At 72.8% G+C, this 24,554-nt stretch carries 26 protein-coding genes; 14 read left to right on the top strand and 12 right to left on the bottom strand.

Going from position 1 to position 24,554, the window contains the following annotated elements; genetic code table 11:
* Positions 1–22: 22 nt before the first annotated feature.
* Together ACZ470_RS20340 and ACZ470_RS20335 are read left to right on the top strand one after the other, a co-directional pair.
* Positions 23–580, top strand: coding sequence for a hypothetical protein (locus ACZ470_RS20340; RefSeq protein ID WP_468428947.1), 558 nt, complete (start codon positions 23–25; stop codon positions 578–580).
* Between the two features lie 152 nt (positions 581–732).
* Positions 733–1,164 carry a nuclear transport factor 2 family protein gene (locus tag ACZ470_RS20335; protein WP_468428946.1) on the top strand — a complete coding sequence of 144 codons (432 nt, stop codon included), beginning with the start codon at positions 733–735 and terminating at the stop codon, positions 1,162–1,164.
* A gap of 4 nt (positions 1,165–1,168) precedes the next feature.
* Here ACZ470_RS20335 and ACZ470_RS20330 read toward each other — a convergent pair whose 3' ends face one another.
* Positions 1,169–2,095 carry a DUF3027 domain-containing protein gene (locus ACZ470_RS20330; RefSeq protein ID WP_468428944.1) on the bottom strand — a complete coding sequence of 309 codons (927 nt, stop codon included), beginning with the start codon at positions 2,093–2,095 and terminating at the stop codon, positions 1,169–1,171.
* Positions 2,096–2,437: 342 nt separating this feature from the next.
* Here ACZ470_RS20330 and ACZ470_RS20325 point away from each other — a divergent pair, with 342 nt between their 5' ends.
* The 4 genes from ACZ470_RS20325 (at position 2,438) to ACZ470_RS20310 (ending at position 6,002) form a co-directional block, all read left to right on the top strand.
* Entirely contained in the window at positions 2,438–3,871 is a 1,434-nt protein-coding gene (locus ACZ470_RS20325; protein WP_468428942.1) for an MFS transporter, read from the top strand.
* A gap of 64 nt (positions 3,872–3,935) precedes the next feature.
* A complete protein-coding gene (locus tag ACZ470_RS20320) occupies positions 3,936–4,436 on the top strand; it encodes a DUF2771 domain-containing protein (protein WP_468428940.1) in 501 nt (166 codons plus the stop codon).
* Complete coding sequence (locus ACZ470_RS20315; protein WP_468428938.1) at positions 4,403–5,158, top strand: futalosine hydrolase; 756 nt, start codon at positions 4,403–4,405, stop codon at positions 5,156–5,158. Before ACZ470_RS20320 ends, ACZ470_RS20315 begins: the two co-directional genes overlap by 34 nt.
* On the top strand, positions 5,145–6,002 hold the full coding sequence (locus ACZ470_RS20310) for a 1,4-dihydroxy-6-naphthoate synthase (RefSeq protein WP_468428936.1): 858 nt from the start codon (positions 5,145–5,147) through the stop codon (positions 6,000–6,002). The genes ACZ470_RS20315 and ACZ470_RS20310 overlap by 14 nt, the downstream gene beginning before the upstream one ends.
* 4 nt (positions 6,003–6,006) lie before the next feature.
* Here the strand turns inward: ACZ470_RS20310 and ACZ470_RS20305 are convergent, their stop codons facing one another.
* Positions 6,007–6,390, bottom strand: a complete 384-nt coding sequence (locus ACZ470_RS20305) for a cold-shock protein (RefSeq protein ID WP_125505689.1) — start codon at positions 6,388–6,390, stop codon at positions 6,007–6,009.
* Between the two features lie 164 nt (positions 6,391–6,554).
* Here ACZ470_RS20305 and ACZ470_RS20300 point away from each other — a divergent pair, with 164 nt between their 5' ends.
* Complete coding sequence (locus tag ACZ470_RS20300; protein WP_468428935.1) at positions 6,555–6,827, top strand: hypothetical protein; 273 nt, start codon at positions 6,555–6,557, stop codon at positions 6,825–6,827.
* Here ACZ470_RS20300 and ACZ470_RS20295 read toward each other — a convergent pair.
* Positions 6,809–7,444, bottom strand: a complete 636-nt coding sequence (locus ACZ470_RS20295; RefSeq protein ID WP_468428933.1) for an HAD family hydrolase — start codon at positions 7,442–7,444, stop codon at positions 6,809–6,811. The genes ACZ470_RS20300 and ACZ470_RS20295 overlap by 19 nt on opposite strands.
* A 451-nt stretch (positions 7,445–7,895) precedes the next feature.
* The gene (locus tag ACZ470_RS20290) at positions 7,896–8,903 is read right to left on the bottom strand and encodes a hypothetical protein (RefSeq protein WP_468428931.1); all 1,008 of its coding nucleotides are present in this window, start codon (positions 8,901–8,903) and stop codon (positions 7,896–7,898) included.
* Between the two features lie 117 nt (positions 8,904–9,020).
* Here ACZ470_RS20290 and ACZ470_RS20285 point away from each other — a divergent pair, with 117 nt between their 5' ends.
* From ACZ470_RS20285 to ACZ470_RS20275, 3 genes are all read left to right on the top strand, one after another.
* Positions 9,021–12,017: a helicase-associated domain-containing protein gene (locus ACZ470_RS20285; RefSeq protein ID WP_468428930.1), complete on the top strand. Its 2,997-nt coding sequence runs from the start codon at positions 9,021–9,023 to the stop codon at positions 12,015–12,017.
* A 405-nt stretch (positions 12,018–12,422) separates the two neighbouring features.
* Positions 12,423–12,617, top strand: coding sequence for a hypothetical protein (locus ACZ470_RS20280; RefSeq protein WP_468428929.1), 195 nt, complete (start codon positions 12,423–12,425; stop codon positions 12,615–12,617).
* A gap of 97 nt (positions 12,618–12,714) precedes the next feature.
* Positions 12,715–14,358: a DNA repair helicase XPB gene (locus ACZ470_RS20275; protein ID WP_468428928.1), complete on the top strand. Its 1,644-nt coding sequence runs from the start codon at positions 12,715–12,717 to the stop codon at positions 14,356–14,358.
* A gap of 112 nt (positions 14,359–14,470) precedes the next feature.
* Here the strand turns inward: ACZ470_RS20275 and ACZ470_RS20270 are convergent, their stop codons facing one another.
* From ACZ470_RS20270 to ACZ470_RS20260, 3 genes are read right to left on the bottom strand one after another with little or no spacing between them, the layout of a single operon-like run.
* Positions 14,471–15,262 (bottom strand): ABC transporter permease, encoded by a 792-nt coding sequence (locus ACZ470_RS20270; RefSeq protein ID WP_468428927.1) that lies wholly within the window; start codon positions 15,260–15,262, stop codon positions 14,471–14,473.
* Positions 15,259–16,215 carry an ATP-binding cassette domain-containing protein gene (locus ACZ470_RS20265; RefSeq protein ID WP_468428926.1) on the bottom strand — a complete coding sequence of 319 codons (957 nt, stop codon included), beginning with the start codon at positions 16,213–16,215 and terminating at the stop codon, positions 15,259–15,261. Before ACZ470_RS20265 ends, ACZ470_RS20270 begins: the two co-directional genes overlap by 4 nt.
* A 21-nt stretch (positions 16,216–16,236) precedes the next feature.
* Positions 16,237–16,905, bottom strand: a complete 669-nt coding sequence (locus ACZ470_RS20260) for a DUF4097 family beta strand repeat-containing protein (RefSeq protein WP_468428925.1) — start codon at positions 16,903–16,905, stop codon at positions 16,237–16,239.
* A 222-nt stretch (positions 16,906–17,127) separates the two neighbouring features.
* Here ACZ470_RS20260 and ACZ470_RS20255 point away from each other — a divergent pair, with 222 nt between their 5' ends.
* Positions 17,128–17,883: a helix-turn-helix domain-containing protein gene (locus ACZ470_RS20255; protein ID WP_468428924.1), complete on the top strand. Its 756-nt coding sequence runs from the start codon at positions 17,128–17,130 to the stop codon at positions 17,881–17,883.
* A gap of 22 nt (positions 17,884–17,905) precedes the next feature.
* On the opposite strand, the gene ACZ470_RS20250 is transcribed toward ACZ470_RS20255, so the two are convergent.
* Entirely contained in the window at positions 17,906–18,091 is a 186-nt protein-coding gene (locus ACZ470_RS20250; RefSeq protein ID WP_468428923.1) for a hypothetical protein, read from the bottom strand.
* A 266-nt stretch (positions 18,092–18,357) separates the two neighbouring features.
* Between ACZ470_RS20250 and ACZ470_RS20245 the strand changes: the two genes are divergently transcribed.
* The gene (locus ACZ470_RS20245) at positions 18,358–20,451 is read left to right on the top strand and encodes a HelD family protein (protein ID WP_468428922.1); all 2,094 of its coding nucleotides are present in this window, start codon (positions 18,358–18,360) and stop codon (positions 20,449–20,451) included.
* A 98-nt stretch (positions 20,452–20,549) separates the two neighbouring features.
* Here the strand turns inward: ACZ470_RS20245 and ACZ470_RS20240 are convergent, their stop codons facing one another.
* Together ACZ470_RS20240 and ACZ470_RS20235 are read right to left on the bottom strand one after the other, a co-directional pair.
* Positions 20,550–21,239, bottom strand: coding sequence for a copper homeostasis protein CutC (locus ACZ470_RS20240; RefSeq protein WP_468428920.1), 690 nt, complete (start codon positions 21,237–21,239; stop codon positions 20,550–20,552).
* Between the two features lie 115 nt (positions 21,240–21,354).
* The gene (locus ACZ470_RS20235) at positions 21,355–22,035 is read right to left on the bottom strand and encodes a maleylpyruvate isomerase family mycothiol-dependent enzyme (protein WP_468428918.1); all 681 of its coding nucleotides are present in this window, start codon (positions 22,033–22,035) and stop codon (positions 21,355–21,357) included.
* Between the two features lie 48 nt (positions 22,036–22,083).
* On the opposite strand from ACZ470_RS20235, the gene ACZ470_RS20230 reads away from it, so the two are divergent.
* Positions 22,084–22,746 carry an HD domain-containing protein gene (locus ACZ470_RS20230; RefSeq protein ID WP_468428917.1) on the top strand — a complete coding sequence of 221 codons (663 nt, stop codon included), beginning with the start codon at positions 22,084–22,086 and terminating at the stop codon, positions 22,744–22,746.
* 34 nt (positions 22,747–22,780) lie between these two features.
* Entirely contained in the window at positions 22,781–23,824 is a 1,044-nt protein-coding gene (locus ACZ470_RS20225) for a GNAT family N-acetyltransferase (RefSeq protein ID WP_468429207.1), read from the top strand.
* Here ACZ470_RS20225 and ACZ470_RS20220 read toward each other — a convergent pair.
* Together ACZ470_RS20220 and ACZ470_RS20215 are read right to left on the bottom strand one after the other, a co-directional pair.
* Positions 23,806–24,084 carry a DUF4031 domain-containing protein gene (locus ACZ470_RS20220; protein WP_468428915.1) on the bottom strand — a complete coding sequence of 93 codons (279 nt, stop codon included), beginning with the start codon at positions 24,082–24,084 and terminating at the stop codon, positions 23,806–23,808. The genes ACZ470_RS20225 and ACZ470_RS20220 overlap by 19 nt on opposite strands.
* Positions 24,081–24,506, bottom strand: coding sequence for a hypothetical protein (locus ACZ470_RS20215; protein ID WP_468428913.1), 426 nt, complete (start codon positions 24,504–24,506; stop codon positions 24,081–24,083). Before ACZ470_RS20215 ends, ACZ470_RS20220 begins: the two co-directional genes overlap by 4 nt.
* Positions 24,507–24,554 lie beyond the last annotated feature (48 nt).

The following is a 24,554-nucleotide window of genomic DNA, read 5'->3' as shown; positions in this document are numbered from 1 at the left end:
TCCCGGGAAGGGGACAACCGACATGCGCAGGATCGCACGCACCCTCCTGACAGCCGTCACGGCGCTCGCCCTGGGCCTCGGGCTCGCCTCCTGCACCGACGACTCCAGCCAGGACAAGGAGAACAAGGCCAAGCAGGACGGCTACGACCACCTCGTGGCGAGCCAGCCCGCGGGCCGCATGGAGTACTCGCCGACCCGTGAGGCGATCAACCAGTGGGTCGAGACATGGGGCAAGCGGGGCAAGCTCTCGTACGTCTACATCCAGAACGCCAAGGGCGAGTACGGCTACTTCATCATGAAGGGGCTGCCGGTTCCCCGCTGCAAGATGCTCACTCCGACCGAGAAGATGGAGACCTCGTCCCACGGCGTGGCGGTCCTGCCGCAGCCCGGCATGGACGGCACGTACTCGGCGGGCTCCATGTGCCACGCCTACTACGGCTTCGACGCCACGACCGGCGCCTACATGGAGTTCACCGTGGGGACGAACCAGTCGTTCTTCCTCTTCGACAAGCCCATGACGATGCCCGAGTACGCCAGCGCCAAGCAGATGGGGCCGACCTCGATCGAGGACATCGAGTAGCTGTCCCGAGCAGAAGCCCCATCCCCCTCCTGGTGTGGTGCAGATCACACCAGGAGAAGCGCTAGACAAGTTTGACCAGTAACCTCGCGAGGTACATACTTTCTCGCCCCACCACTAGACAAATTTGACTAACTCGCAGCGAAGGAGCCCGTATGACCTACCTCCCCGACACCGGTTACACCCCCACCCCCGAGGACCGCGCGAGCCTCGACGCCTGGTTCGCCGAGTACGACGCGGCGAGCGGGGGGCGGGACATCGAGCGCATGGCGGACATGGCCGTGTTCCCGCTCAACCTCGTGAGCGACGACTCCGCGGGGGACGGGCGGTCGGCGCAGTGGGACCGGGAGCGGTTCGTCGCGGTGATGACCCAGGTGATGGGCGAGGGCGACCAGGACATCACCTTCGAGTCCACCCGGACCCCGGTGTTCCTGTCCCCGTCCATGGCCGTGGTCTTCACGGACTCGACCATGACTTCGGACGGTCACTCCCAGCAGCTCCGGTACGCCGACATCCTGCTGAGGCGGGACGGGACCTGGGCGTTCCAAACCATGATCCAGAGTGGCTGGGGGGACAACCTCCAGTGACCCCCTACGAGTGACCCAGCTCCGCCTCCGACGTGTCCTCCGTCGCCGGGACCGAACCGGAGTCGGGGGCCGGGCGGAGCGGGAAGGGGTCGACGCGGGTCTCGTCGATCACCGGCGGGGCCGGCTGCGGGGGCTTCGGCATGACCGCGGCCTCCGAGTGGCCCCCACAGCCGTAGGCCAGGGAGACCACGTGGCCGTCCGCCGGGGAGAACTCGTTGGCGCACACGCCGAACGCCTGGCCCAGGGAGCCGCCGATCGGGGTGAGGAAGCCGCACGACACGCAGGAGGCGGGAGCCGCCTGCGCCATCGGGGTCTTCGCGCCGAACGACTCCTCCCAGCGGTCGGCGGCGGTGTGCAGGCCGTAGCGGGACAGGACCCGGGCGCGGCGCATGCCGAGCTCCTCGGCGACCGCCGCGATCGTGCCGCGGGACGGCGTCACGGACAGATGGGCCGGGGTGCCCTCGGTGACCTCGGCGTCCTCCGCCTCCACCAGGTCGGCCATCTCGCCGGAGACCGCTGAGTTCGGCGGCGGCTCCTCCTCGCCGGAGAAACCGGGCTCCAGGCGCAGGTCCTCCGCGTCGGTCGGGAGGAGATCGCCGGGACCCATGTCGCCGGGGCGCAGCCGCTCGCTCCACGGCACCCACTCCGGCGCGAGGACCGCGTCGGGGCCGGGCAGCAGCACCGCCTCGTCGACCGTGACGATCTTGGCGCGGGAGGCGCGGGCGACGGTGACGGCCCAACGCCAGCCGCGGTAGCCGGGCTCGCGGCACCCGAAGAAGTGCGTGACGACACGGTCCCCCTCGGAGACCAGACCCTCGTGCTCGCCCACGACCCCGGGCGCGGCGGCCTCCTCGGCTGCGGCGCGGGCGAGGTCGACGGCCTCGGCGCACAGGCGGTCGGGGGTGCGGCTTCGCGTTGTCGCTGCGCTCACAGGTATCGCTTCTCTCCTACGCCGTCTCACGAGTGCGCCACTCCCAGCGCGGGGGGCGGACGGAGCGGACAGTGGGACCGCGTCGACGTCCGCGCCGCAACGTGCTCGGGCGCGCCTCCATCCATTCTGCGGGATGGCTGAGATACGCACGCTACCTTCTCGCGTGCGCTGGGCCTACACCGACGGTTGTTACGGAGTCCCGCGCGCCGGTTTCCGGGCGCGGCGGGCCGCCTCCCGGGCGTGGTCCCGGCGGCCTCCGGCGTTCCGCCGTACAGCCGCACGCGGGCGGCTGTACATGGTGATACGGCACTACTCGCCGCCTTCTCGGGGCACTATGACGTCGTGGCTACCGCGAGGACACCCCAGGACGCCACCGGGACCGGTGGGCCGAAAGGGGCCAAGGGCAACGGCCGACGCCTGGGGACGGGCCGGGCGGGCGGCCCGCTGCGCGCGTTCGGGCGGGCCCTGCACCTGCCGGTGACCGGAACCGCGCGGGGGATCCGCCGGGCCACCCACGCGCACGGAGCCGGGGAGTCCGGTCTGGGCAAGCTGATCGAGCTGCACGGCGTGAACGGTGCCGGCGACGTCATGATCACGGTCGCGCTCGCGTCCACCGTCTTCTTCTCCGTGCCGACCGACGAGGCGCGCGGCCGCGTCGCCCTCTACCTCGCCATCACCATGGCGCCGTTCACCCTCCTCGCCCCGGTGGTCGGCCCGCTCCTCGACCGCCTCCCGCACGGCCGCCGCGCCGCCATGGCCGGGGCGATGCTCGCCCGCGCCCTGCTCGCGCTGGTGCTGTCCGGCGCGGTCGTGACCGGCGGACTCGAGCTGTACCCGGCCGCGCTGGGCGTGCTGGTCTCGTCGAAGGCGTACGGGGTGGTCCGCAGCGCGGTCGTGCCGCGGCTGCTGCCACCCGCCTTCTCCCTCGTGAAGGCGAACTCGCGGGTGACGCTCGGCGGGCTGCTGGCGACCGGGATCGCGGCGCCGATCGGCGCGGGCCTCCAGCAGATCGGACCGCGCTGGCCGCTCTACGGCGCGTTCGTGATCTTCGTGACGGGGATGTTCCTGTCCTTCCGGCTGCCGCCGAAGGTGGACTCCGCCAAGGGCGAGGACGTGGCGCTGCTCGCCGCCGACGAGCAGCATCTGCACGGCCCGCACCGCAAGACGGAGAAGCGCCCCGGACTGCGTACGGTCGGCCCGGCCGTCACCCACGCGCTCGGCGCCAACGCCTCCATCCGCTGCCTCACCGGCTTCCTCATCTTCTTCCTCGCCTTCCTCCTGCGCGAGCACCCGATGACGGGTCAGAGCGCCGCGGTGTCGCTCGGCATAGTGGGCGTGGCGGCCGGCACGGGCAACGCGCTCGGTACGGCGGTGGGGGCGTGGCTGAGGTCCCGCGCCCCGGAGTTCATCATCGTGACGGTGGTGGCGTGCGTGATGACCGCGGCGGTCGTGGCGGCGGCGTTCTTCGGCGCGGTGCTGGTGGCGTGTCTCGCCGCGATCGCCGGGTTCGCGCAGGCGCTGGCCAAGCTGTCGCTGGACGCGCTGATCCAGCGGGACGTGCCCGAGCTGGTCCGCACGTCGGCGTTCGCGCGGTCGGAGACGCTGCTCCAGATGTCGTGGGTGCTGGGCGGGGCGATCGGCATCGCGATGCCGCTGATCGGGTCGCTGGGTCTCGCGGTGGGCGCGGCGATCGTCGCCACGGGCTGGCTGACCACCGTCCGGGGGCTGATCCGTTCGGCCCGTCAGGGGCATTCGGGGCGGGCGCGAGTGGCGTAACGCTCCGGCCACGCCGTACCCCCGCATGGGGAGCGGGACGGACGTGCCAGATAGCCTTCGCACCATGACCACGTTGCCCCGCGGCGCAGCCGCTCTGACACACCGCGCTGTGCGACGCCGCCGTGCCGTCGCCGCCGTCGGCGCCGTATCCGCCGGACTGCTCGTCCTGTCCGCCTGTGACAAGCCGACGCCGATGGCCACGATCACCGTGGGCAGCGACTCGGTGAGCTCGGAGGCCACCTGTGGCGGCGAGGGCGAGGCCCTGAGCACCGAGGCCCTGAACGAGTGCCTGAAGGACAAGGGCATCGACGAGATCAGCGTCGACCCCACCGAGACCGTGCGCTTCGGCGTCGACCCGGACATCGCCGACAACGGCTGGACCATCCTGATGAACGGTCAGCCGCTGGTCGAGTCCAGCAAGAAGACCTACCAGGCCATCCCGGGCAGCGTGTTCTTCAACGCCCAGTACGGCGCCCAGGGGAACTCGACCCTGGTGTCGATCAAGGAGGGCGAGAACGAGGCCACCGGCCTGTGGTCCTTCCGGCTGAAGAAGAAGGACGACTGATCACGTCGTCGTCACGCGTTCTCGTGGCCACCGCGGTCCCCGTCGAGCGGGACGCGGTGGCCGGGGCGTTCCCGGGTCCGGTACGGGAACTGTCGCTCCCCGGGGCGACCGTGCTCCGGGGCGACGCCGGCCCCGATCTGCTCGCCGCCGGGGTCGGCCCGGCGCTCGCCGCCGCGTCCACCGCCGCCGCGCTCACCGCCGCCGCCCTGGACGGCCGGCCCTACGGCCTCGTCGTCTCCGCCGGGATCGCCGGCGGTTTCCCGCCGCACGCGCCCCTCGGCACCCTCGTCGTCGCCGACGAGATCACCGCGGCCGACCTGGGCGCCGAGACGGCCGACGGTTTCCTGCCGGTCACCGACCTCGGCTTCGGCACCGTCACCCACCGTCCGCCCGCCGCCCTGGTCCGCCGGGCCGCCGCCGCGGCGGGCGCGCTCACCGGAACCGTGCTCACCGTGTCCACGGTGACCGGGACCGCCGCCCGCGCCACCGCGCTCCGCGACCGTCACCCGCACGCCCTCGCCGAGGCCATGGAGGGGTTCGGGGTCGCCGAGGCCGCCGCCGCGCACGGTGTGCCGGTGCTGGAGGTGCGGGCGGTGTCGAACCCCGTCGGCCCGCGCGACCGCGCCGCCTGGCGCATCGGCGACGCCCTGACGGCCCTCACCGAGGGCTTCGGGAAGCTCGCGCCCGTCCTGGAGAGTTGGAACCAGCATGACCACCAGTGAGCAGCAGCGGCTGCGGATCGCCTACTCCCCCTGCCCGAACGACACCTTCGTCTTCGACGCCCTCGCCCACGGCCGCGTCCCCGGCGCCCCCGCCGTCGACGTCACCTTCGCCGACATCGACATCACCAACGGGATGGCCGAGCGCGGCGAGCTGGACGTGCTGAAGGTGTCGTACGCGGTGCTGCCGTACGTCCTCGACGAGTACGCGCTGCTGCCCTGCGGGGGTGCGCTGGGGCGGGGCTGCGGGCCGCTGGTGCTGACCCGGGAGGAGGGCGTGGACCTCACCGGCCGTACGGTCGCCGTGCCCAGCGAGCGGTCGACGGCCTATCTGCTGTTCCGGCTGTGGGCGGCGGACGTCGTGCCGGGGGGCGTCGGGGAGATCGTGGTGATGCCGTTCCACGAGATCATGCCCGCCGTACGGGACGGGAAGGTCGACGCGGGACTCGTCATCCACGAGGCGCGCTTCACGTACCGGAACTACGGGCTGCACAAGCTCGCCGACATGGGCGAGCACTGGGAGCGGACCACGGGCCTGCCGATCCCGCTCGGCGCGATCCTCGCCCGGCGGTCGCTGGGCGAGGAGACCCTCACGGGGCTCGCGGACGCCATCCGTACGTCCGTGCGCATGGCGTGGGACGACCCCGAGGCGTCGCGTCCGTACGTCCTGGAGCACGCGCAGGAGATGGACCCGGCCGTCGCCGACCAGCACATCGGGCTGTACGTCAACGAGTTCACGGCCGACCTCGGCGAGGACGGCTACGCGGCCGTACGGGGCCTGCTCACGCGCGCGGCGGCCGAGGGGCTGGTGCCGCCCCTCGGCCCGGACGCGCTGCGGTTTCCCTGACGGTTCACACGTCCAGCTGGTCGGCGACCGCGCGGAGCAGACCGGCGATCTTCTTGCCGGCCGCGCGGTCGGGGTAGCGGCCCCGCTCCAGCGACGGCGTGATGCTCTCCAGCAGGGTCGTCAGGTCCTGGACGATGGAGGCCAGCTCGTCGGGCTTCTTGCGCTGGGCCGCCGCGACCGACGGGGTCGGGTCCAGGATGGTCAGGGAGAGGGCCTGGTCGCCGCGCTGTCCGGCGACCACGCCGAACTCCACGCGCTGGCCCGGCTTCAGGGCCTCGACTCCGGCGGGGAGGACCGAGGAATGCACGAAGACGTCGCCGCCGTCGTCACGGGAGAGAAAGCCGAAGCCCTTCTCGCTGTTGAACCACTTCACCTTGCCGGTGGGCACGTCTGTCCTCGTCCTCGTACTCGTCGGGAAAACTGCTTCTGAAATCGGCTCTTGATAGCACTCGGGCGGGCCCGATGACCCGCCGGTACCAAGGCTAATGGTCTTCAGGCCGGTGACAAGACGTCACCCGGTTGTTCCTTCGCGCTGGGAACTACCCTGGTCCGGTGCGTGACAAAACCCAAGCGAATTCCACCGCGCCCGGTGACGGTCTGGTCCGTACCGGTGCCATCGTCTTCTTCGTCGGTGCCGTGGCCACACTGGTCACTGTGGCCCCGTTGTTCCTGGGGACGACGCCCTTTCCGACGTACATGTTCGGACTGAGCATGCTCATGGCCGTCGGATTCCTGATGGCCGGGGCGGGCGTACTGCGTTCCGTCGCGGCGGGACGCCGGCAGGCGCGGGCGGGCCGCGTTTCCGGTCAGTTGTCCGAGCAGTAGTCCGAAAACCATCGCGGGAATTCCGTCAGCGCGGTGAGGACGACGTCCGCACCGGCCTCGCGGAGCTCCTCCGGGCCGTAGGGGCCGGTGGCGACCGCGACGGACAGCGCGCCGGCGGTCCGCGCGCCGCGTACGTCGCCCAGGTGGTCGCCGACGTAGACGCCCGCGCCGTGCTCGCGCAGCGCCAGCGCCTTCTGCTCGGCCCACAGGTCGCCGATCACGGCGTCCGGCTCGATCCCGAGGTGGGCGAGGTGCAGCTTGGCGTTGGGCTCGTACTTGGCGGTGACGACGATCGCGCGCCCGCCCGCGTCCCGTACGGCCGCTATCGCCTCACGGGCGCCGGGCAGGGCGGGCGTGGCGGCGATGGCGTACGTCGGGTACATCGCCCGGTACAGGTCCGCCATCTCCGCGACCCGCTCGGCCGGGAACCAGTTGATCAGCTCGTCGGTCAGCGGGGGCCCGAGCCGGGTGACCGCGAGATCGGCGTCGATGTACGTCCCCGTCCGCTCGGCCAGCGCCTGGTAGCAGGCGCGGATGCCGGGGCGGGAGTCGACGAGGGTCATGTCGAGATCGAATCCGACGGTGGGCGGGAGCGGGGTGGAGACCATACGCGCCATTGTGCCCAGTCCCGACCCTGGGCGGTCGCCCCACCCAGCGCCGCTGCGGGCAGTCGTGCCGCTGGGGCGATGGGGGTACCTCCCGCTCGAGCGAAGCCGAGAGTGGGGGAGGGGGGCGCAGCGGCACCGGCCCAGCGCCGTGGGCGCACCCTGCGGACGGTCGCAGCCGACGTAGCTGCGGGCAGTCGTGCCGCTGGGGCGGCACGGGTGGGCGCAGCGGCACCGGCCCAGCGCCGTGAGCGCAACCTGCGGACGGTCGCACCACCCAGCGGCACCGGTCCAGCGCCGTGGGCGCAACCCCCTGTTGGATCGCCCCCGCCGCCCCTTCCCGTCCCGTCCCGTCCCCGGGGGCGCTGCCCCCGGACCCTCGCTCCTCAAACGCCGGAGGGGCTGGGTGGGTGCCGGAGGGGCTGGTTGGGCCGGAGGGGGCTGGAATTGGGAGGGCTGGAAATTAGCGTTGGCGTTGGGAGCGCCAGATCAGGAACAGGGCCGTCGTGAGGGCCGCCGCGCGGATGACCCACGGCCACGTCTCGGCGATCGCGTCGTTCATGCCGCCCTCGGCAACACGTGCACCCCAGCGCCCCTCCGTCCGCCCCCAGAGCCAGACGACACCGCCCGCGAGGGCGAGACCGGGCAGGACGAACACCGCCCATTTGATCTCCACCTGCGTCAGCCGACGGGACGCGTACGCGATGAGCCAGCCCAGGATCAGAGCCCGCCAGTCACCGATCACCGTCCCGGCGACCAGCAGCGCGGCGGCGAGCAGCAGCAGCGGATTGCTCCAGCGCCCGGAGGGGAGACGCGGGAGGAATCGGCGCCGGCGCGCACCGGGCGCGGGCTCGGCCTCGGCCTCGGCCTCGACGACGGCCGGCTCGGCAGATGCCTCGGGCTTCTCCTTCGCCGGCGGCGGCTTCAGCAGCTCGGGGATCTCGACGCCGCCGACGAACCCCGGCACCTCGTCGCCGATACCGAAAGCGCTGTTGTCCACCCGCCACCAGTCGGGCTGGCTGGCGCTGTCCCCCAGTTCGTCCATGCCGGCCCGGTGCGGCGGCGACGGTACATCGGCGGGGGCGGGGCTCTCCGGTGTCCCGGCCGGGCGGGGACGGGGGACAACCCTGCGCAGCACCCCCTTCCGGCGGGCGTCGCCGCCGCCTTCCGGCTCGCGCTGCACCGGGACGGCGGCGGCAGGCGGGGGCGGGGCCGCCGCGGGGGCGCTCGGGCCGGTGCCGGAGGCGTCCTCGGCCGCCGAGACGACCTCCGTCGGCGTGCCGATGCGGGAGATGATGCGGCGGACCGCGGCGGGGGAATCGACCACGGCCTTCGCCCTGCGCCGGTCGATCTCGTCGCGCAGCTCGGCCACCAGCCGCATACGGGCCGCCGACGGCAGCTGCCGCTGCTGCGCCACGTCGCCGACGCGGCTCAGATACTCGTAGACGACCTGGTCACTCTCGATACCCACGAAGTCCCCTCCGGGACGGATGCGTTGGGACACCGTCGCACGACGGTACCGCGAGTGGGGCCGGCCGACCCAACTCCCGGCACGCCACGGGCGTACCCACCCGCTAACGTGAGGCGGATGAGCACCGAGGAGAAGCCCGCGGCGGCCCCCCGATCCCTCGCTGAGGCACTCCGGGGCCGGGACGACGCGGCCCTGGCCGCGCTGCTGCGCAGCCGGCCGGATCTCATCACGCCCGTGCCCACCGACCTCACCCAGCTCGCCACCCGCGCCGGTACCCGCGCCTCGGTCGTACGGGCCCTGGAGCGACTGGACCGGTTCGCGCTCCAGACGGCCCAGGCGCTGGCGGTGGCGGGGGACCCGGCGTCGTACGAGGAGCTGCTCGGGCTGCTGGCGGGCGACGACGGCGACCCGGCGGTCTCCGCCGCGCTGCCGCACACCCTCGCCGTGCTGCGGGAGCAGGCGCTGGTGTGGGGCGGCGACGACCGGCTGCGGCTGGTCCGCACCGCGCGTGAGCTGCTGTCGCCGTCGCCGCAGCATCCGTCGCCGACGGGGCTGGGGCCGACGGTGCGGGAGGCCACCGCCGGGATGTCGCCCGGGCGGATCCAGGAGATCGTGGCGACGGCCGGGCTGCCGTCCACGCACGACTCGGTGTCCGCCGTGGCCTCCCTGACCGCCCTGTTCAACGATCCGGACCGGCTGGCCGCGCTGCTCGACGAGGCGCCGGCCGAGTCCGTGGAGGTGCTGGAGCGGCTGGTCTGGGGACCGCCGTACGGGCAGGTCACCGCCGATCCCGCGCCCCGGCTGCGCTGGCTCCTCGACCGGGGACTGCTGCTGCCGACGGCGCCCGGGACGGTGGTGCTGCCACGTGAGGTGGCGCTGCGGCTGCGGGGCGGGCGGGCGCACCGGGCGGCGGAGCCGCTGCCCCCGCCCGTCGAGGCCGCCGCCGCGCACCGTCCCCAGGTTGTGGACGCGACGGCGGCCGGGCAGGCGTACACGGCGCTGGCGACGGTCGAGGAGCTGCTGAAGGACTGGGACGAGGGCGGTCCGGCGGTGCTGCGGGCCGGTGGGCTGAGCGTGCGGGACCTGAAGCGGACCGCCGTCGCGCTGGACGTGCCCGAGCCGGTGGCCGCGTTCTGGGTGGAACTCGCCTACGCGGCCGGGCTGCTGGCCTCCGACGGGGAGGCCGACGAGCGGTACGCGGCGACACCGGCGTACGACGAGTGGCGCGAGCAGCCCGCCGCGGAGCGGTGGGCGCGGCTGGCGACGGCCTGGCTGGCGGCGACCCGGACGGCGGGGCTGGTCGGCGGCCGGGACGCGAAGGACCGCACGCTGTCCGCACTGGGCCCGGGCCTGGACCGCTCGGCGGCCCCGGAGGTACGCCACCGGGTGCTGACGCTCCTCGCCGGCCTCCCGGAGGGAACCGCCCCGTCCCCCGAGTCGGTACTGGCCCGCCTGCAATGGGAACGCCCCCTGCGCGGCGGAGGCCGGGGCACGACCGCCACCGGCACCTACTTGGCGGAGGCCACCGGCACGGTAGGGGTTGGCCGCGGCACGGGCGGCCCGGCCGCGGCAGGCCCGCGCTCCGTAAGCGCCGGCGACGACCAGGACGCCCGGGAAGCGGGCGACTCGGCCCTGGGGAGCGCACGTGGCGCGGGCGCCACTGCCGCAGGGAGCGCGCGCGGCGCAGGCGGCTCGGCGGCGGCAGGCTCTCGCTCTGCGGGAACCGGCGGCGGACAGGGCGTCGGCGAGGCGAGCGATTCGGCTGCGGGAAGCACTCACGGCGCGGGCGGTCCGGCTGCCGGGAGCGCTCGCGCGGCAGGTGCCGGCGGTGGACAGGGCGCCAGGGAGGTGCGGGTCTCGGCGGCCGAGGGTGCTCGGCGCACCGGTGTATCGGGGTTGGTCGGTGCTCGGGGTGGGGTGGGCCCCTCGGCGGAGGGTGGGGGGCCCGCGGAGGATGCGCGGTCGCGGATCGCGCGCTGGACGCTCTCCGAGGCGGAGATGCTCGGGATCACCGGGCGCGGTGCGCTCTCCGCGCACGGGCGTGCGCTGATCGGCGCGCCCGCGCCCCGGCACGTGGAGGCGGAGCCCGAGGGTCCGGGCGACAAGCTGCCCGTTCACCACCGGCCGACCCCGCCGCCGCCCGCGCTCTCGCCCACCGAGCAGGCGACGGCCGCCGCTGCCGCGGCCCGCCTGCTCGCCCCGCTGCTGCCCGAACCGCTGGACCACGTCCTCCTCCAGGCCGACCTGACGGCGGTCGCGCCCGGCCCGCTGCAACGGCCGCTCGCCGACATGCTCGGGGTCCTCGCGGACGTGGAGTCGAAGGGGGGCGCGACCGTCTACCGGTTCACGCCCGGCTCGGTGCGACGCGCCCTCGACGCCGGGCAGGCCGCCTCCGACCTGCACGCCTTCCTCGCCGCGCACTCCCGTACGCCGGTGCCGCAGCCGCTGGCGTACCTCATCGACGACGTCGCCCGCCGGCACGGGCACCTCCGGGTGGGCGCCGCCTCGGCGTACGTCCGCAGCGACGACGACGCCGTGCTCAACGAGATCCTCGCCGACAAGCGGGCCGCCGGACTGGGCCTGCGCCGACTCGCCCCGACCGTGCTGGCCGCGCAGGCCGATCCGGCCGGCCTGCTGGAGGGGCTGCGCGCGATGGGCTTCGCCCCGGCCGCCGAGTCCGCCGAGGGCGATGTCCTGATCACCCGCGCCGACGCCCACCGCACCCCGCCGCGCACACCTCCCGCACCGGTCCCGGAGGGACCGCCCGTCCCCGACGACACCCTGCTCACGGCGGCACTCCGCGCCATCCGCGCCGGCGACCTGGCCTCCACCGCCCCGCGCAAGCCCGCCGCCGGGGACCGTTCCGGGCCCGGGGAGCTGCCCCGTACGACCGCCGCCGAGACCCTCGCCACCATGCAGGCGGCCGTCCTCACCGGCGAGGCGCTGTGGATCGGCTACGTCAACGCCGAGGGCGGCGCCAGCCAGCGCGTCATCGCACCGGTCCGCGTCGAGGGCGGCTTCGTCACGGCGTACGACCACACAGCGGACGAGGTCCGTACGTATCCGCTGCACAGGATCACGGGAGTCGCGGAGCTGGCGGAGGACGAGGGCTGACTCGTTCGGGTGTACGGCGCGGTTCATGCACGCCACGCCGGGCTTTTCCCCCTGATGAGCGAGGTTGCGGGCCGCCGCGCATCGGGCCGTGGGCGGGTGGGCAGCCACCGGATGTCCTGAACGGGCCCGGAGACCACCGCGGTCCGTTCGCACGCAACAGAAAGGAAGTCCCATGCGTGCCGTTCGTCGTGTCGCCGCTGTTCTGACGTCCACCGCCGCGCTGCTCGGAGCGTTCGCCGCCGAGGCCGCCGCGGTCGGGATCGATCTCACCGGGGGCGTGACCTTCTGACACGTCCCGTGTCCTGACCGTTTCGCGTTCTGATCCGTTTCTCGTTCGTGGCGGGCCGGCCCTCGTCCCCGGGACCGGCCCGTCGCGGCTCGTCACACCCGACCGAGAGGTGCCCCGTGCGTTCCAGGCTCCGCCGCCCCCGGCCCCGTACGTTCGTCGCCGTCTGTCTCACCGCGGTCGCGCTCGTCGTGGCCCTCGCCCCGGCCGCCGCCGCGCTGCCGCTGCCGATCCCCCTCTCCGGAGTGGAGGGGCCGCTCGCCGGAGTGGAGGGGCCGCTGGTGAACAACCTCACGCTGCCCGCGCTGAAGTAGCCGGGCCGCTCAGGACCGCGAAGGCGCGCGATCAGGCAAACTGGACGTTTGGCCGTGCAGTGCCCGTGCCGAGCCCGTCGCAGAAAGGCAGCCGCGCGTGAATGGTCCGCTCATCGTCCAGTCCGACAAAACTCTGCTTCTCGAGGTCGACCACGAGCAGGCCGACGACTGCCGTCGGGTCATCGCGCCCTTCGCCGAGCTGGAGCGGGCGCCCGAGCACATCCACACCTACCGGGTGACCCCGCTCGGCCTGTGGAACGCGCGGGCGGCCGGGCACGACGCCGAACAGGTCGTGGACGCGCTGGTCCAGTACAGCCGTTACCCCGTGCCGCACGCGCTGCTCGTCGACATCGCCGACACCATGGACCGCTACGGCCGGCTCACCCTGGTCAAGCACCCGGCGCACGGTCTCGTCCTGACCAGCACCGACCGGCCCGTCCTCGAAGAGGTGCTGCGCTCGAAGCGGATCGCCCCGCTCGTCGGCGCCCGGATCGACCCCGACACGGTCGTCGTGCACCCCTCGGAGCGCGGGCAGATCAAGCAGACGCTGCTGAAGCTGGGCTGGCCCGCCGAGGACCTCGCCGGGTACGTGGACGGCGAGGCGCACCCCATCGAGCTGGTCGAGGACGGGTGGGCACTGCGCCCGTACCAGAAGCAGGCCGTGGAGAACTTCTGGCACGGCGGCTCCGGTGTGGTCGTCCTCCCCTGCGGCGCGGGCAAGACGCTGGTCGGCGCGGGCTCGATGGCGCAGGCGAAGTCGACCACGCTGATCCTGGTCACCAACACCGTCTCGGCCCGGCAGTGGAAGCACGAGCTGGTGCGGCGGACCTCGCTGACCGAGGACGAGATCGGCGAGTACAGCGGGACGAAGAAGGAGATCCGGCCCGTCACCATCGCCACCTACCAGGTGCTGACGACGAAGCGGAAGGGGATCTACCCCCACCTGGAGCTGTTCGACTCCCGGGACTGGGGCCTGATCCTCTACGACGAGGTGCACCTGCTGCCCGCCCCGGTCTTCAAGTTCACCGCCGACCTCCAGGCCCGGCGGCGGCTCGGTCTGACGGCGACCCTGGTCCGCGAGGACGGCCGCGAGTCGGACGTGTTCTCGCTGATCGGCCCGAAGCGGTTCGACGCGCCGTGGAAGGAGATCGAGGCACAGGGCTACATCGCCCCGGCCGACTGCGTGGAGGTCCGGGTCAATCTGACCGACTCCGAGCGGCTGGCGTACGCGACGGCGGAGCAGGAGGAGAAGTACCGGTTCTGCTCGACCACGGCCACCAAGCAGAGGGTGACGGAGGCGATCGTCCGGCGGTTCGAGGGGCAGCAGATCCTCGTCATCGGGCAGTACATCGACCAGCTCGACGAGCTGGGCGAGCATCTGAACGCGCCGGTGATCAAGGGCGAGACGTCCAACGCGCAGCGGGAGAAGCTGTTCGACGCGTTCCGGGAGGGCGAGATCAGCGTCCTGGTCGTGTCCAAGGTCGCGAATTTCTCGATCGACCTGCCGGAGGCGACGGTCGCCATCCAGGTGTCGGGCACCTTCGGGTCCCGTCAGGAGGAGGCGCAGCGGCTCGGCCGGGTGCTGCGGCCCAAGGCGGACGGGCACCAGGCCCACTTCTACTCCGTGGTCGCCCGGGACACCATCGACCAGGACTTCGCGGCGCACCGCCAGCGGTTCCTGGCGGAGCAGGGCTACGCCTACCGGATCATGGACGCGGACGAGCTGCTCGCGGACAGCTGAGCGCGGGCGCGTCCTCGGAACGCCGACGGGGCGGCGTGCGCCGACGCGGTGTCGGAGTACGCCGCCCTCGGGCGGTACGGATCGCGGGACATGGCCCGCGCCGTCACGGGGGTTACTTCGGGTCCTGGTTGTACTTGGCGGCCGACCAGAAGTAGCCGAGCACCGCCAGGCCCAGGCACCAGACCACGGCCAGCCAGCCGTTGTGGCCGATCTCCGTGCCGAGCAGCAGACCGCGCAGGGTCTCGATGGCGGGTGTGAAGGGCTGGTACTCGGCGATGGGCTGGAACCAGCCCGGCATCCCGTCGACCGGGACGAAGGCGCTGGACAGCAGCGGCAGCAGGATCAGCGGCAGCGCGTTGTTGCTGGCGGCCTCGGCGTTCGGGCTGATCAGGCCCATGCCGACCGCGATCCAGGTGAGCGCCAGGGAGAACAGCGCGAGCAGCCCGAACGCCGCCAGCCACTCCAGGGCCGTGGCGTCCGTCGAGCGGAAGCCGATGAGCACGGCGACGGCGCCGACGAGGACCACGCTCGCGACCGACTGGAGCACGCTGCCGACGACGTGCCCGATGAGCACCGACCCGCGGTGGATGGCCATCGTGCGGAACCGGGCGATGATGCCCTCGGACATGTCCATGGAGACGGAGACGGCGGTGCCGATCGTGGTACTGCCGATGGTCATCAGCAGCAGGCCCGGGACGAGGTAGGCGATGTACGCGGAGCGGTCCGCCCCTCCGTCCCCGAGGCCGGCGCTCATCACGTCGCCGAAGATGTAGACGAAGAGCAGCAGCAGCATGATCGGCGTGAGCAGCAGGTTCAGGGTGAGCGACGGGTAGCGCCGCGCGTGCAGCAGGTTGCGGCGCAGCATCGTGGACGAGTCGCGCACGGCCAGGGCGAAGGTGCTCATCGGACGGCCTCCTTGGACTGGGCGGGGACGGCGGCGCCGCCGGTCAGGGCGAAGAACACGTCGTCGAGGTCGGGGGTGTGCACGGTCAGCTCGTCCGCCTCGACGCCGGCGGAGTCGAGCCGGTCGAGGACGGAGCGCAGGTCGCGCTGGCTGCCGTCGTTCGGGATCTGGAGGGCGAGGGCGTCGTCGTCCCGGGCGGCGTCGCGCAGTGCCGAGGCGGCGGACCGGTAGACGGCCGGGTCGGTGAAGCGGAGGCGGACGTGTCCGCCGGGGACGAGCCGCTTGAGCTCCTCCGCGGTGCCCTCGGCGGCGATCTTGCCGTCGTGGAGCACGGCGATGCGGTCGGCGAGTTCGTCGGCCTCCTCCAGGTACTGGGTGGTGAGGAAGACGGTGACGCCGCCCGTGACCAGTTCGCGGATGATCTGCCACATGGTGTGGCGGGAGCGGGGGTCCAGGCCGGTGGTCGGTTCGTCGAGGAAGATGATCCGCGGGTCGCCGACCAGGGTCATGGCGATGTCGAGGCGGCGCTTCATGCCGCCGGAGTAGGTGGAGGCGGGCTTCTTCGCCGCGTCGGTGAGGTCGAAGCGCTCCAGCAGCTCGGCGGCCACCCGCCGTCCCTCCTGCTTGGAGAGATGGTGCAGGTCCGCCATCAGGAGCATGTTCTCCTCGCCGGTGATCAGACCGTCGACGGCGGAGAACTGGCCGGTGACCCCGATCGAGGCCCGCACGGCCTGCGGGTCGGTGGCGAGGTCGTGCCCGCCGACCCGCAGCCCGCCCGCGTCCGCGGTGACCAGGGTGGAGAGGATCTTGACGACGGTGGTCTTGCCGGCGCCGTTCGGGCCGAGCAGGGAGAAGATCGTGCCTTCCGGGACGCTCAGGTCGATGCCGTCGAGCACGACCTTGTCGCCGTAGGACTTGCGCAGCCCGTTCGCCGCGATGGCCAAGCCGGTCATGAGGGGTTCTCCTTTGGAGGCTTACAGGCTGCGGGCGGTGATGTCGCCGTAGGCGGTGGTCGCGTGGATGTTCAGGCCGGCGGCGGCGCCGTCGGCGTTCCTGAGCGAGTTGTGGATCCGGCCGTAACCGGTGCCGGCGTCCAGGGAGGCGGAGACTCCGCGGGCGGCGCCGACCGTGATGTCGCCCTGCTCGGTGCGCAGCGTGACCGTGCCCCGCACGGCCTCGGCGACGTGCAGGTCACCCTTCTGGGTGCTGATCTCCGCGGGACCGCCCAGTCGGCCGACCGAGACGTCGCCGGCGAGGACGGAGAGGCGGGCGCCCGCGGTCTCGTCGAGCTTGACCGGCCCTTGCGCGCCCTCGAAGACGACGTCGCCGAGCCGGCCGACGCCCCGGAGTTCGGCGGCCGACGCCTTCCCCTCGACGCGGGAGCCGGCGGGCAGCTGAACGGTGATCTCCACCGATCCGGACGGACCGAGGAGCTGGTTCTTCGCCGGCGGGGCCTCGATCCGCAGGACCCCGTCGCCGTAGGCGACCCGGGTCTGCTCCGCGGCCTTCGTGTCGCGGCTCTTGCCGGCCTCCGCCGGCAGGACCTCGACGAGGGTGTCGGCCCGGTCGGCGGCGATGAACCGGATGCGGCCCGCGGGGATGTCGAGGACGACCGAGATGGGGGTGGGCGTGTCGAACTGCATCGTGCACTCCTTCGTGGCGTCGTTTCTGACACCGGAAACGCTACGTTGCGTTCATGATTGCGGCAACAGCTTCGTTGCATGAAAGAGAGATACATGCAGGTCAGTGTAGTAATTTCGTTGCAACGGTTCTGAATTTAACGCAACAACAGAAGCCCGTGCGTTGCAATGGAATGGAAGTGAACGCTATGCTGACGGCACCACGGACCACTGAAGGAGATCGCGTTGCCAGGAGGCAGGCTCACCCAGCAGGAACGCCAGCAGATCGCGCTCGGGCTGGCCGACGGCCTCGCCTACGCGGAGATCGCCAGGCGCCTGGACCGCCCCACCTCGACGATCACGCGTGAGGTCATGCGCAACGGCGGGCCCACCGGCTACCGCGCGGACCTGGCCCACCACGCCACCGAACGCCGAGCCCACCGGCGCAAGCAGACCGCGCCCCGGGGCCCGAAGGCGCTCTCGGAGGACTACGGCCGCGACGCGGAGGCCGTGCGGGAGTACGAGGAGACGCTGACCACCGTCTTCATAGCGTCGGGCACGCCCAAGATGATGGCCCGGGTCATGGCCTGCCTCACCCTCACCGACTCCGGCAGCCTCACCGCCGCCGAACTCGCGCAGCGCCTCGAGGTCAGTCCGGCGTCCATCTCCAAGGCGGTCACGTTCCTGGAGGGCCAGGGCCTCATCCGGCGGGAACGCCACGAAGGCCGACGCGAGCGCTACGGCGTCGACGACGACATCTGGTACCAGTCGATGGTCGCCAGCGCACAGTCCACCGCCCAGGTCGCCGAGACCTCACGGCAGGGGGTCGGCATCATGGGACCCGGCACACCGGCCGCCACGCGCCTGGAGAACGTGGCCCGCTACCTCGACTTCATCTCGGAGGCGATCACCCGCGCCGCCGAGCAGGCCCGCGAGATCCTCCACACGAAAGCCGAATCGGCCGAAACGGCCACCGAGGAGCATGCCTCTGACCGCGGGTAGAGGAACCCAGGGGTTCCGGGGGCTACTTGCGGCGGACGCCGGCCTCCTCGCCGTACTCGCCGAGGACGATCACGTCGAAGGCGGCGCCGAAGAACACCTTCACGGCGCGCAGGGCGTCACCGAGACGGTGCGGGTGACTGCCCTGGACCGGCGTCGCGCCGGTCGGACGGACCGGCGGTGTGGTGGGGTGGAGGGTCGCTGCGCTCATGTCTCCATGGTTGCTCTCCGGCCCCGGCCCGGGCATCGGCCGCAGGGACCGATCCACCGGGCCGCCGCGTACGCCTCCAGGGCGACCCCTACCCCCCGGGCAGGACGGCCCGTCCCCTAGGGGACGCATAAATGGTTTGGACCGCTCCGGACCCACACCCTAGAATCTCCGCTCTTGCCCGCCTCCCCTCACGGAGCGCCGCCGCCCGGACGGAAACCGGGCGGCATTTCGCAGCAGCCCAGCAGCAGGTCCCCGGAGGCACTCCCTTGTCCGCGTCCACGCCGGTAGACGAACCCGTAGGCGAACCCGTAGACGGTCCCGCGACCACCCCCGCAGACGATCCGCTCGCCCGAGAGCGCGCCCACCTCTCCGCGTCCCGCTCCGCACTGCGTGCCATGCGCGAGGACGTCGAGGCCCTCGACATCAGCGACGTCACCGCGAACTGGGTCAACGCGGCCGTCCTGGAGCACCAGATGGAGGAGCGCATCAAGGCCCTGGCCGACCTCAGCGACACGCCGCTGTTCTTCGGCCGCCTCGACTATCTGCACTCCCCCGGCGCGGAACAGGCCGAGGGCGCCGAGGGCGAACGCTTCTACATCGGGCGTCGGCACGTGCACGACGCGGACGGCGACCCGATGGTGATCGACTGGCGTGCGCCGGTGTCGCAGCCGTTCTACCGGGCGTCCAAGAAGGACCCGCTGGACATCGCGCTGCGCCGCCGCTTCGGCTACACCGGCGGCGACCTCACCGCGTACGAGGACGAGCACCTCTCCGACCCGACCGAGGCGGCCACCACCAGCAGGCTGCTCCAGCAGGAGATCGAGCGCCCGCGCGTCGGCCCGATGCGGGACATCGTCGCCACGATCCAGCCCGAACAGGACGAGATCGTACGGTCCGGCCTGTCCGGCAGCGTGTGCGTGCAGGGAGGTCCCGGTACCGGGAAGACCGCCGTCGGCCTGCACCGGGTGGCCTATCTGCTGTACGCCCACCGGGAGCGGCTGGCCCGCACCGGCACACTGGTCGTCGGCCCGAACCGCTCCTTCCTGCACTACATCGAGCAGGTGCTGCCCGCGCTCGGCGAACTGGCGGTCGCCCAGGCCACGGTGGACGACCTGGTGGCACACGTCGAGGTGCGCGGGACGGACGACGCGTCGGCGGCGGTGGTCAAGGGCGACGCCCGGATGGCACAGGTGCTGCGCAGGGCCCTCTACTCCCACGTCACGATGCCCACGGAGCCGGTCGTGGTCGTACGCGGATCGCGCCGCTGGCGGGTACCGGCGTACGAACTGGAGGAGATCGTCCGCCAGTTGCTGGAGCGCGACATCCGCTACGGCGCCGCCCGCGAGGCACTTCCGCAGCGCATCGCGCACGCCGTGCTGGTGCAGATGGAGCGGGCCGGTGAGGCGCCGGACGACAGGGTGCAGGACGCGGTGGCCCGCAACAGCGCGGTGAAGGCGGCCGTGAAGACGGTCTGGCCGGCCGTCGACCCGGCGAAGCTGGTGCTGCGACTGCTGGGCGAACCGGAGTTCCTGGCGGAGCACGCGGAAGGGCTGCTCGACGGGCAGGAGCAGAAGGCGATCCTGTGGGCCAGGCCCGCGCGGTCGGTGAAGTCGGCGAAGTGGTCGGCCGCCGACGCGGTGCTGATCGACGAGGCGGGCGACCTCATCCAGCGCACGCCCTCGCTCGGACACGTGGTGCTCGACGAGGCGCAGGACCTGTCGCCCATGCAGTACCGGGCGGTGGGGCGCCGCTGCACGACCGGCTCGGCGACCGTCCTGGGCGACCTGGCGCAGGGCACCACCCCCTGGGCGACGCGCAGTTGGGAGGAGGCACTGCTCCACCTGGGCAAGCAGGACGCGGTGATCGAGGAGCTGACGGCCGGTTTCCGCGTCCCGACGGACGTCATCACCTACGCCTCCCGGCTGCTCCCGCACATCGCGCCCGGTCTGACCCCGGTGGCGTCGATCCGCGAGAACCCGGGCTTCTTCGAGGTCCGCCGGTCCGAGGGGACGGACGACGTGGTGTCCGCGTGCCGCGAACTGCTGTGCAACGAGGGCTCGGTGGGCCTGATCGCGGCGGACGCCCGCGTCCCGGAGCTGGCGGAGGAACTGACGGCGGCGGGGCTCACGTACATCGCCCCCGGCGAGGAGACGACCCACGACACCCGCCTGACCCTGGTCCCCGCCTCCCTGGCGAAGGGCCTGGAGTACGACTACGTACTCCTGGACGAACCCCGCGCGGTGGTCGACGCCGAACCCGACGAACGCACCGGCCTCCGCCGCCTCTACGTAACCCTGACCCGAGCGGTATCAGGCCTAATCGTGACGCACACGACAGCCCTCCCCACCCAGCTGACCTAGCTGCGGGCAGTCGTGCCGCTGGGGCGGCACGGGTGGGCGCAGCGGCACCCCGCAAGCGCCGGGCCGCGCGACCCACCCCCGCCCAGCAAAAACCCCGCTCAGCCGCCCAACACCCGCCGCCACTCGGCAACCGCATCCGCCGAAACGGGCCCGCCCCACCCATCCGGACGGGCGGCTCCGCCGATGTGAAACGCATCGATCCCCGCACCCAACAACCCCGGCACATGGTCCAACCGCAACCCACCCCCCACCAGCAGCTGCTGCTCGTACCCCGGCTCCCCCCGCCGCCCCGCCTCCGCGACCAGCGTCGACAGCCCCGCGTCCACCCCACCGGCCGCCCCGGCCGTCAGATACGTGTCCAGCCCGGGAAAGTCCGCGAGCTGCTTGCGCAACGCGTCCCGGTCCGCGGCCCGGTCGATGGCCCGGTGGAACGTCCACCGGCACCCCTCCAGCTCGCGGGCGACCCGTTCCACCGCCCCCAGGTCCACATCCCCGTCCGCGTCGAGGAACCCGAGGACGAACTCCTCCGCCCCGGTCTCACGCATCGCGCGGGCGGCCGCCACCAGCCGTTCGACGGACCCCGCCGCGAACCCGTCCGCCAGCCGCAGCATCACCCGCACCGGGATGTCCACGGCCGCGCGGATCCCCGCGACGGTCGCGGCGGACGGTGTCAGCCCGTCCGCCGCCATGTCGGTGACCAGCTCGAGGCGGTCCGCACCTCCGGCCTGGGCGGCGACCGCGTCCTCGACGTCGAGGGCGATCACCTCCAGGACTGCACGCTTGCTCATGGGACCCCATTCGTCGGGCTCGGTCGGCTGCTACAGGACAGTTCTGTCCGCTAGAGGTCTAGTCCATTCCAAGACTACGCCCGACCACCCGCCGAGGGCTCCCCCGCCCCTCCGGTCAGTCCCCGAAGATGTTCAGCTCCGCCTCCTCCACCCCGGCCAGCTCGTACGCGGCGCCGTCCACCGGCCGCCCCGCGTACAGCCGTACGAGCGTCGGGCCGTCGCCGATGAACCGCGCCGGGGGCCGCTCCCCCGTGGCGTCGCCCAGCCGGAGCGGCTCGTCGGCGTCGTCGAGGTCGGCGTGCAGCGGCAGATGGCTCCGCAGGCTCGTCACCTGGCTCAGCAGGGCGAGCGCGTACGGCAGCCCCGCGCCCGCGTACGCCCCCGGCTCCCCGAAGGCGACCCGCACATCCCCCGCGTGCACCCACTCGCCCAGCGCGACGGCGTCCAGCACACCTCCGGCCTTGGCGATCACGGGCCCCGCCTCGGTCATCCCGCGCTCCAGCTCGTCCACGACCCGGGCGTTGGTCCACTCCGCCCGCTCCGCGATGTCGCGGTCGTTGCACTCGGGCGAGAACACCCCCTTCTCGAACCGGCTCTCCACCACCCGCGACAGCGCCGCCGAGCAGTGCGCCAGCACATCCCGAACCGTCCACCCCGGACACGCCACCACCGGCAGCGCGAAGTCCGCCTCGGCCCTCCCCCGCAGCGACGGGATCAGCACGTCCCGCTCAACGGCCAGCAGCCGCCCGGGCAGCTCGGGGTCACGTACGTTCTGCACATCCGCAGGAGTCGTCATGCCGCCCACGCTAGTGGTGGACGGGCGCGCGGTGAGGAGAATGAGGCCATGGCCGACACCGAAGCCCTGCGTGCACGATTCGTCCGCGCCCTGGAAGGGGCCCGTGGGTCCGGGGGCGGGCCCGATCCGTTGCCGTATGCCGACGATCTGATCGGGCGGTGGCGGGAGCCGCAGCGGCACTACCACACGCTCACCCATCTCACGGCGGTCCTCGATCACGTCGACGAGCTGGTGGAGCACGCGGACGACCCGGACGTCGTACGGCTCGCCGCCTGGTTCCACGACGCCGTGTACCTACCGGAGCGGTCGGAGAACGAGGAGCGCTCCGCCCGCCTCGCCGAGCGCGCGCTCCCCGAGGCCGGGGTGCCGGCGGAGAAGACCGCCGAAGTGGCCCGGCTGGTCCGGCTGACCGTCACGCACGACCCCGCCGACGACGACCGCGACGGGCAGGTGCTGTGCGACGCGGATCTCGCGATCCTCGCCTCGTCGCCGTCGTCGTACGCCGCCTACGCCGCCGCCGTCCGCGAGGAGTACCACTTCGTGCCGAACGACGCCTTCCGCACGGGCCGGGCCGAGGTGCTGCGGCAACTCCTCGGCCTCCCGCGCCTGTTCCACACCCCCTACGGGCGGGAGCACTGGGAGGCCACCGCCCGCTACAACATGCGCGGCGAACTGGAAATGCTGTCGACCGCGCCCGCGCCGCCCGCCTAGCCTGCCCGTCATGCGTGCCTCGGGAGCGGAACAGGTGGAGGAAGCCGTCGCGGACTGCGTGGCGGTGCTGGGGACGGTCACCGACCGGGACTGGGAGGGGGTGACGGCCGGGCGGCTGGAGTGGAGCTGCCGGCAGGCGGCGGCGCACATCGCGGACGATCTCATCGCGTACGCGGGTCGCCTGGCGGGGCGCTCCGCCCACGCCCGTCTTCCCTTCGGCATCGCGCTCGACGAGGGGACCGACAACACCGGCGTCCTGAGGACGATCGAGGCGACCGGCGCCCTGCTGGCCGCCGCGATCCGCACCACCCCGCGCGCGGTCCGCGCCTTCCACCCGTACCCCTTCGGGCACGCGAACCGGGAGGGCTTCGCCGCGATGGGCGTGGCCGAGGTGCTGCTGCACACGCACGACGTCGCCGAGGGGCTGGGGATCGCCCACGAGCCCCCGGCCGAGCCGGCCTCCTTCGTCCTCACCCGGATCTTCCCGCAGGTCCGGCCCGGCCCGACCCCCTGGGAGACGCTGCTGTGGGCCACCGGGCGCGGTGACCTGCCCGGCCGGGCACCCGTCACCGAGTGGTCCTGGAGCAACAACCCCGTGCTCCGGTCCGAGCGGCTGACCCTGGAGGGCGTCACCCCGGCGGCCGCGGCCGATCTGTCCCTCGCCGGTGACGGCGGGTTCGACTGGGTGGACTCCGGACCGTTCGAGGGGACGCGGGAGGGCGCCGGGATGCTGCTCAAGCAGTACGAGGAGGGCGTCTTCCACCCGGAGTGGGCCATGTACGTCCTGGTCCGGCGCGAGGACGACCGCGCGGTGGGCGCGATGGGCTTCCACTCCGTCCCGGACGAGGACGGCAGGGTGGAGCTCGGCTACGACCTCTCCGTGGACGCCCGCGGCCACGGCTACGCCACCGAGGCGCTGCGCGCCCTGTCGGGCTGGGCGCTGGAGCAGGACGGCGTACGGACCGTGATGGCCGTCGTCGACGAGGAGAACGTGCCCTCGCAGAAGGTCGTCACCCGGGCCGGTTTCACCGAGGTGTCCCGGCGGGAGGGGCAGATCTCCTACGAACTCCGCGGCTGAACCGAGCCCTTGCGGCGCCGCAGCCCCGCCCCGTGCAGCAGCCGCACCACCTCTCGGCTGCTGACCTCCACCGCCCCCGCGCGCACCGCGTCGGCGTAGCGGTGCTGCGGGATGTCGTAGTGGTCGCGTTCGAAGGCGCGGCGGGGAACGCCGAGGCGGTCGGCGAAGGTGTGCAGTTCGTCGTAGGAGTGGTCGCTGACCAGGTGGGACCACATCCGGCCGTGGCCCGGCCAGGTGGGCGGGTCGATGTACACCGTCACGAGGAGACCGCTCCGCCCGCCGCCCCGCCCAGTCCGCCCACGGCCGCGACCTTCACGCCCGCCTTGTGGCACACCCAGTGCGGGTCGGGGCCGAGCTCCGGCTCCACCTCCAGCGCGTGCGGGTCGCCCGCGCCGCACACCGGGCACAGCGGCCAGCGCCCGTACCTCTCCAGCAGGGCGTCCTGTACGTCCTGGGCGACCAGGCCGGCGAGAAATCCGGCGCCGTCCGGCCACTGTTCGACCCACCAGCGCCGGTGGGTGACGGACTCCTCGACCAGGGACACCACGTCCGCCTCGGCGACCTCGCGCGCGACCAGATCGGCGAGCACGAGGGCGCGTGCCGCGTGCAGTGCCTGCTCCAGGGGGCTGACCGGATGGCCGCCGGCGTCGCCGGGTCCGCCGTGGGGGGTGTGGGGGTCCATGCACCCATTGTGCGCACTCTTGACCGCACCACCGGGACGAAAATATCT

This window comes from Streptomyces sp. NPDC031111 (assembly GCF_055570675.1).
Note: the sequence above shows the minus strand (reverse complement) of the source record. Positions and strands in the feature narration are given on the sequence as shown.

What these genes read in the sequence shown, in the direction of transcription:
- ACZ470_RS20285 (WP_468428930.1), top strand. Translation starts at nt 9,021, where the DNA reads ATGAGCACCGAGGAGAAGCCCGCGGCGGCCCCCCGATCCCTCGCTGAG.
- ACZ470_RS20265 (WP_468428926.1), bottom strand. Translation starts at nt 16,215, where the DNA reads ATGACCGGCTTGGCCATCGCGGCGAACGGGCTGCGCAAGTCCTACGGC.
- ACZ470_RS20230 (WP_468428917.1), top strand. Translation starts at nt 22,084, where the DNA reads ATGGCCGACACCGAAGCCCTGCGTGCACGATTCGTCCGCGCCCTGGAA.
- ACZ470_RS20335 (WP_468428946.1), top strand. Translation starts at nt 733, where the DNA reads ATGACCTACCTCCCCGACACCGGTTACACCCCCACCCCCGAGGACCGC.
- ACZ470_RS20235 (WP_468428918.1), bottom strand. Translation starts at nt 22,035, where the DNA reads ATGACGACTCCTGCGGATGTGCAGAACGTACGTGACCCCGAGCTGCCC.
- ACZ470_RS20250 (WP_468428923.1), bottom strand. Translation starts at nt 18,091, where the DNA reads ATGAGCGCAGCGACCCTCCACCCCACCACACCGCCGGTCCGTCCGACC.
- ACZ470_RS20270 (WP_468428927.1), bottom strand. Translation starts at nt 15,262, where the DNA reads ATGAGCACCTTCGCCCTGGCCGTGCGCGACTCGTCCACGATGCTGCGC.
- ACZ470_RS20240 (WP_468428920.1), bottom strand. Translation starts at nt 21,239, where the DNA reads ATGAGCAAGCGTGCAGTCCTGGAGGTGATCGCCCTCGACGTCGAGGAC.
- ACZ470_RS20295 (WP_468428933.1), bottom strand. Translation starts at nt 7,444, where the DNA reads ATGGCGCGTATGGTCTCCACCCCGCTCCCGCCCACCGTCGGATTCGAT.
- ACZ470_RS20215 (WP_468428913.1), bottom strand. Translation starts at nt 24,506, where the DNA reads ATGGACCCCCACACCCCCCACGGCGGACCCGGCGACGCCGGCGGCCAT.
- ACZ470_RS20320 (WP_468428940.1), top strand. Translation starts at nt 3,936, where the DNA reads ATGACCACGTTGCCCCGCGGCGCAGCCGCTCTGACACACCGCGCTGTG.
- ACZ470_RS20340 (WP_468428947.1), top strand. Translation starts at nt 23, where the DNA reads ATGCGCAGGATCGCACGCACCCTCCTGACAGCCGTCACGGCGCTCGCC.
- ACZ470_RS20260 (WP_468428925.1), bottom strand. Translation starts at nt 16,905, where the DNA reads ATGCAGTTCGACACGCCCACCCCCATCTCGGTCGTCCTCGACATCCCC.
- ACZ470_RS20310 (WP_468428936.1), top strand. Translation starts at nt 5,145, where the DNA reads ATGACCACCAGTGAGCAGCAGCGGCTGCGGATCGCCTACTCCCCCTGC.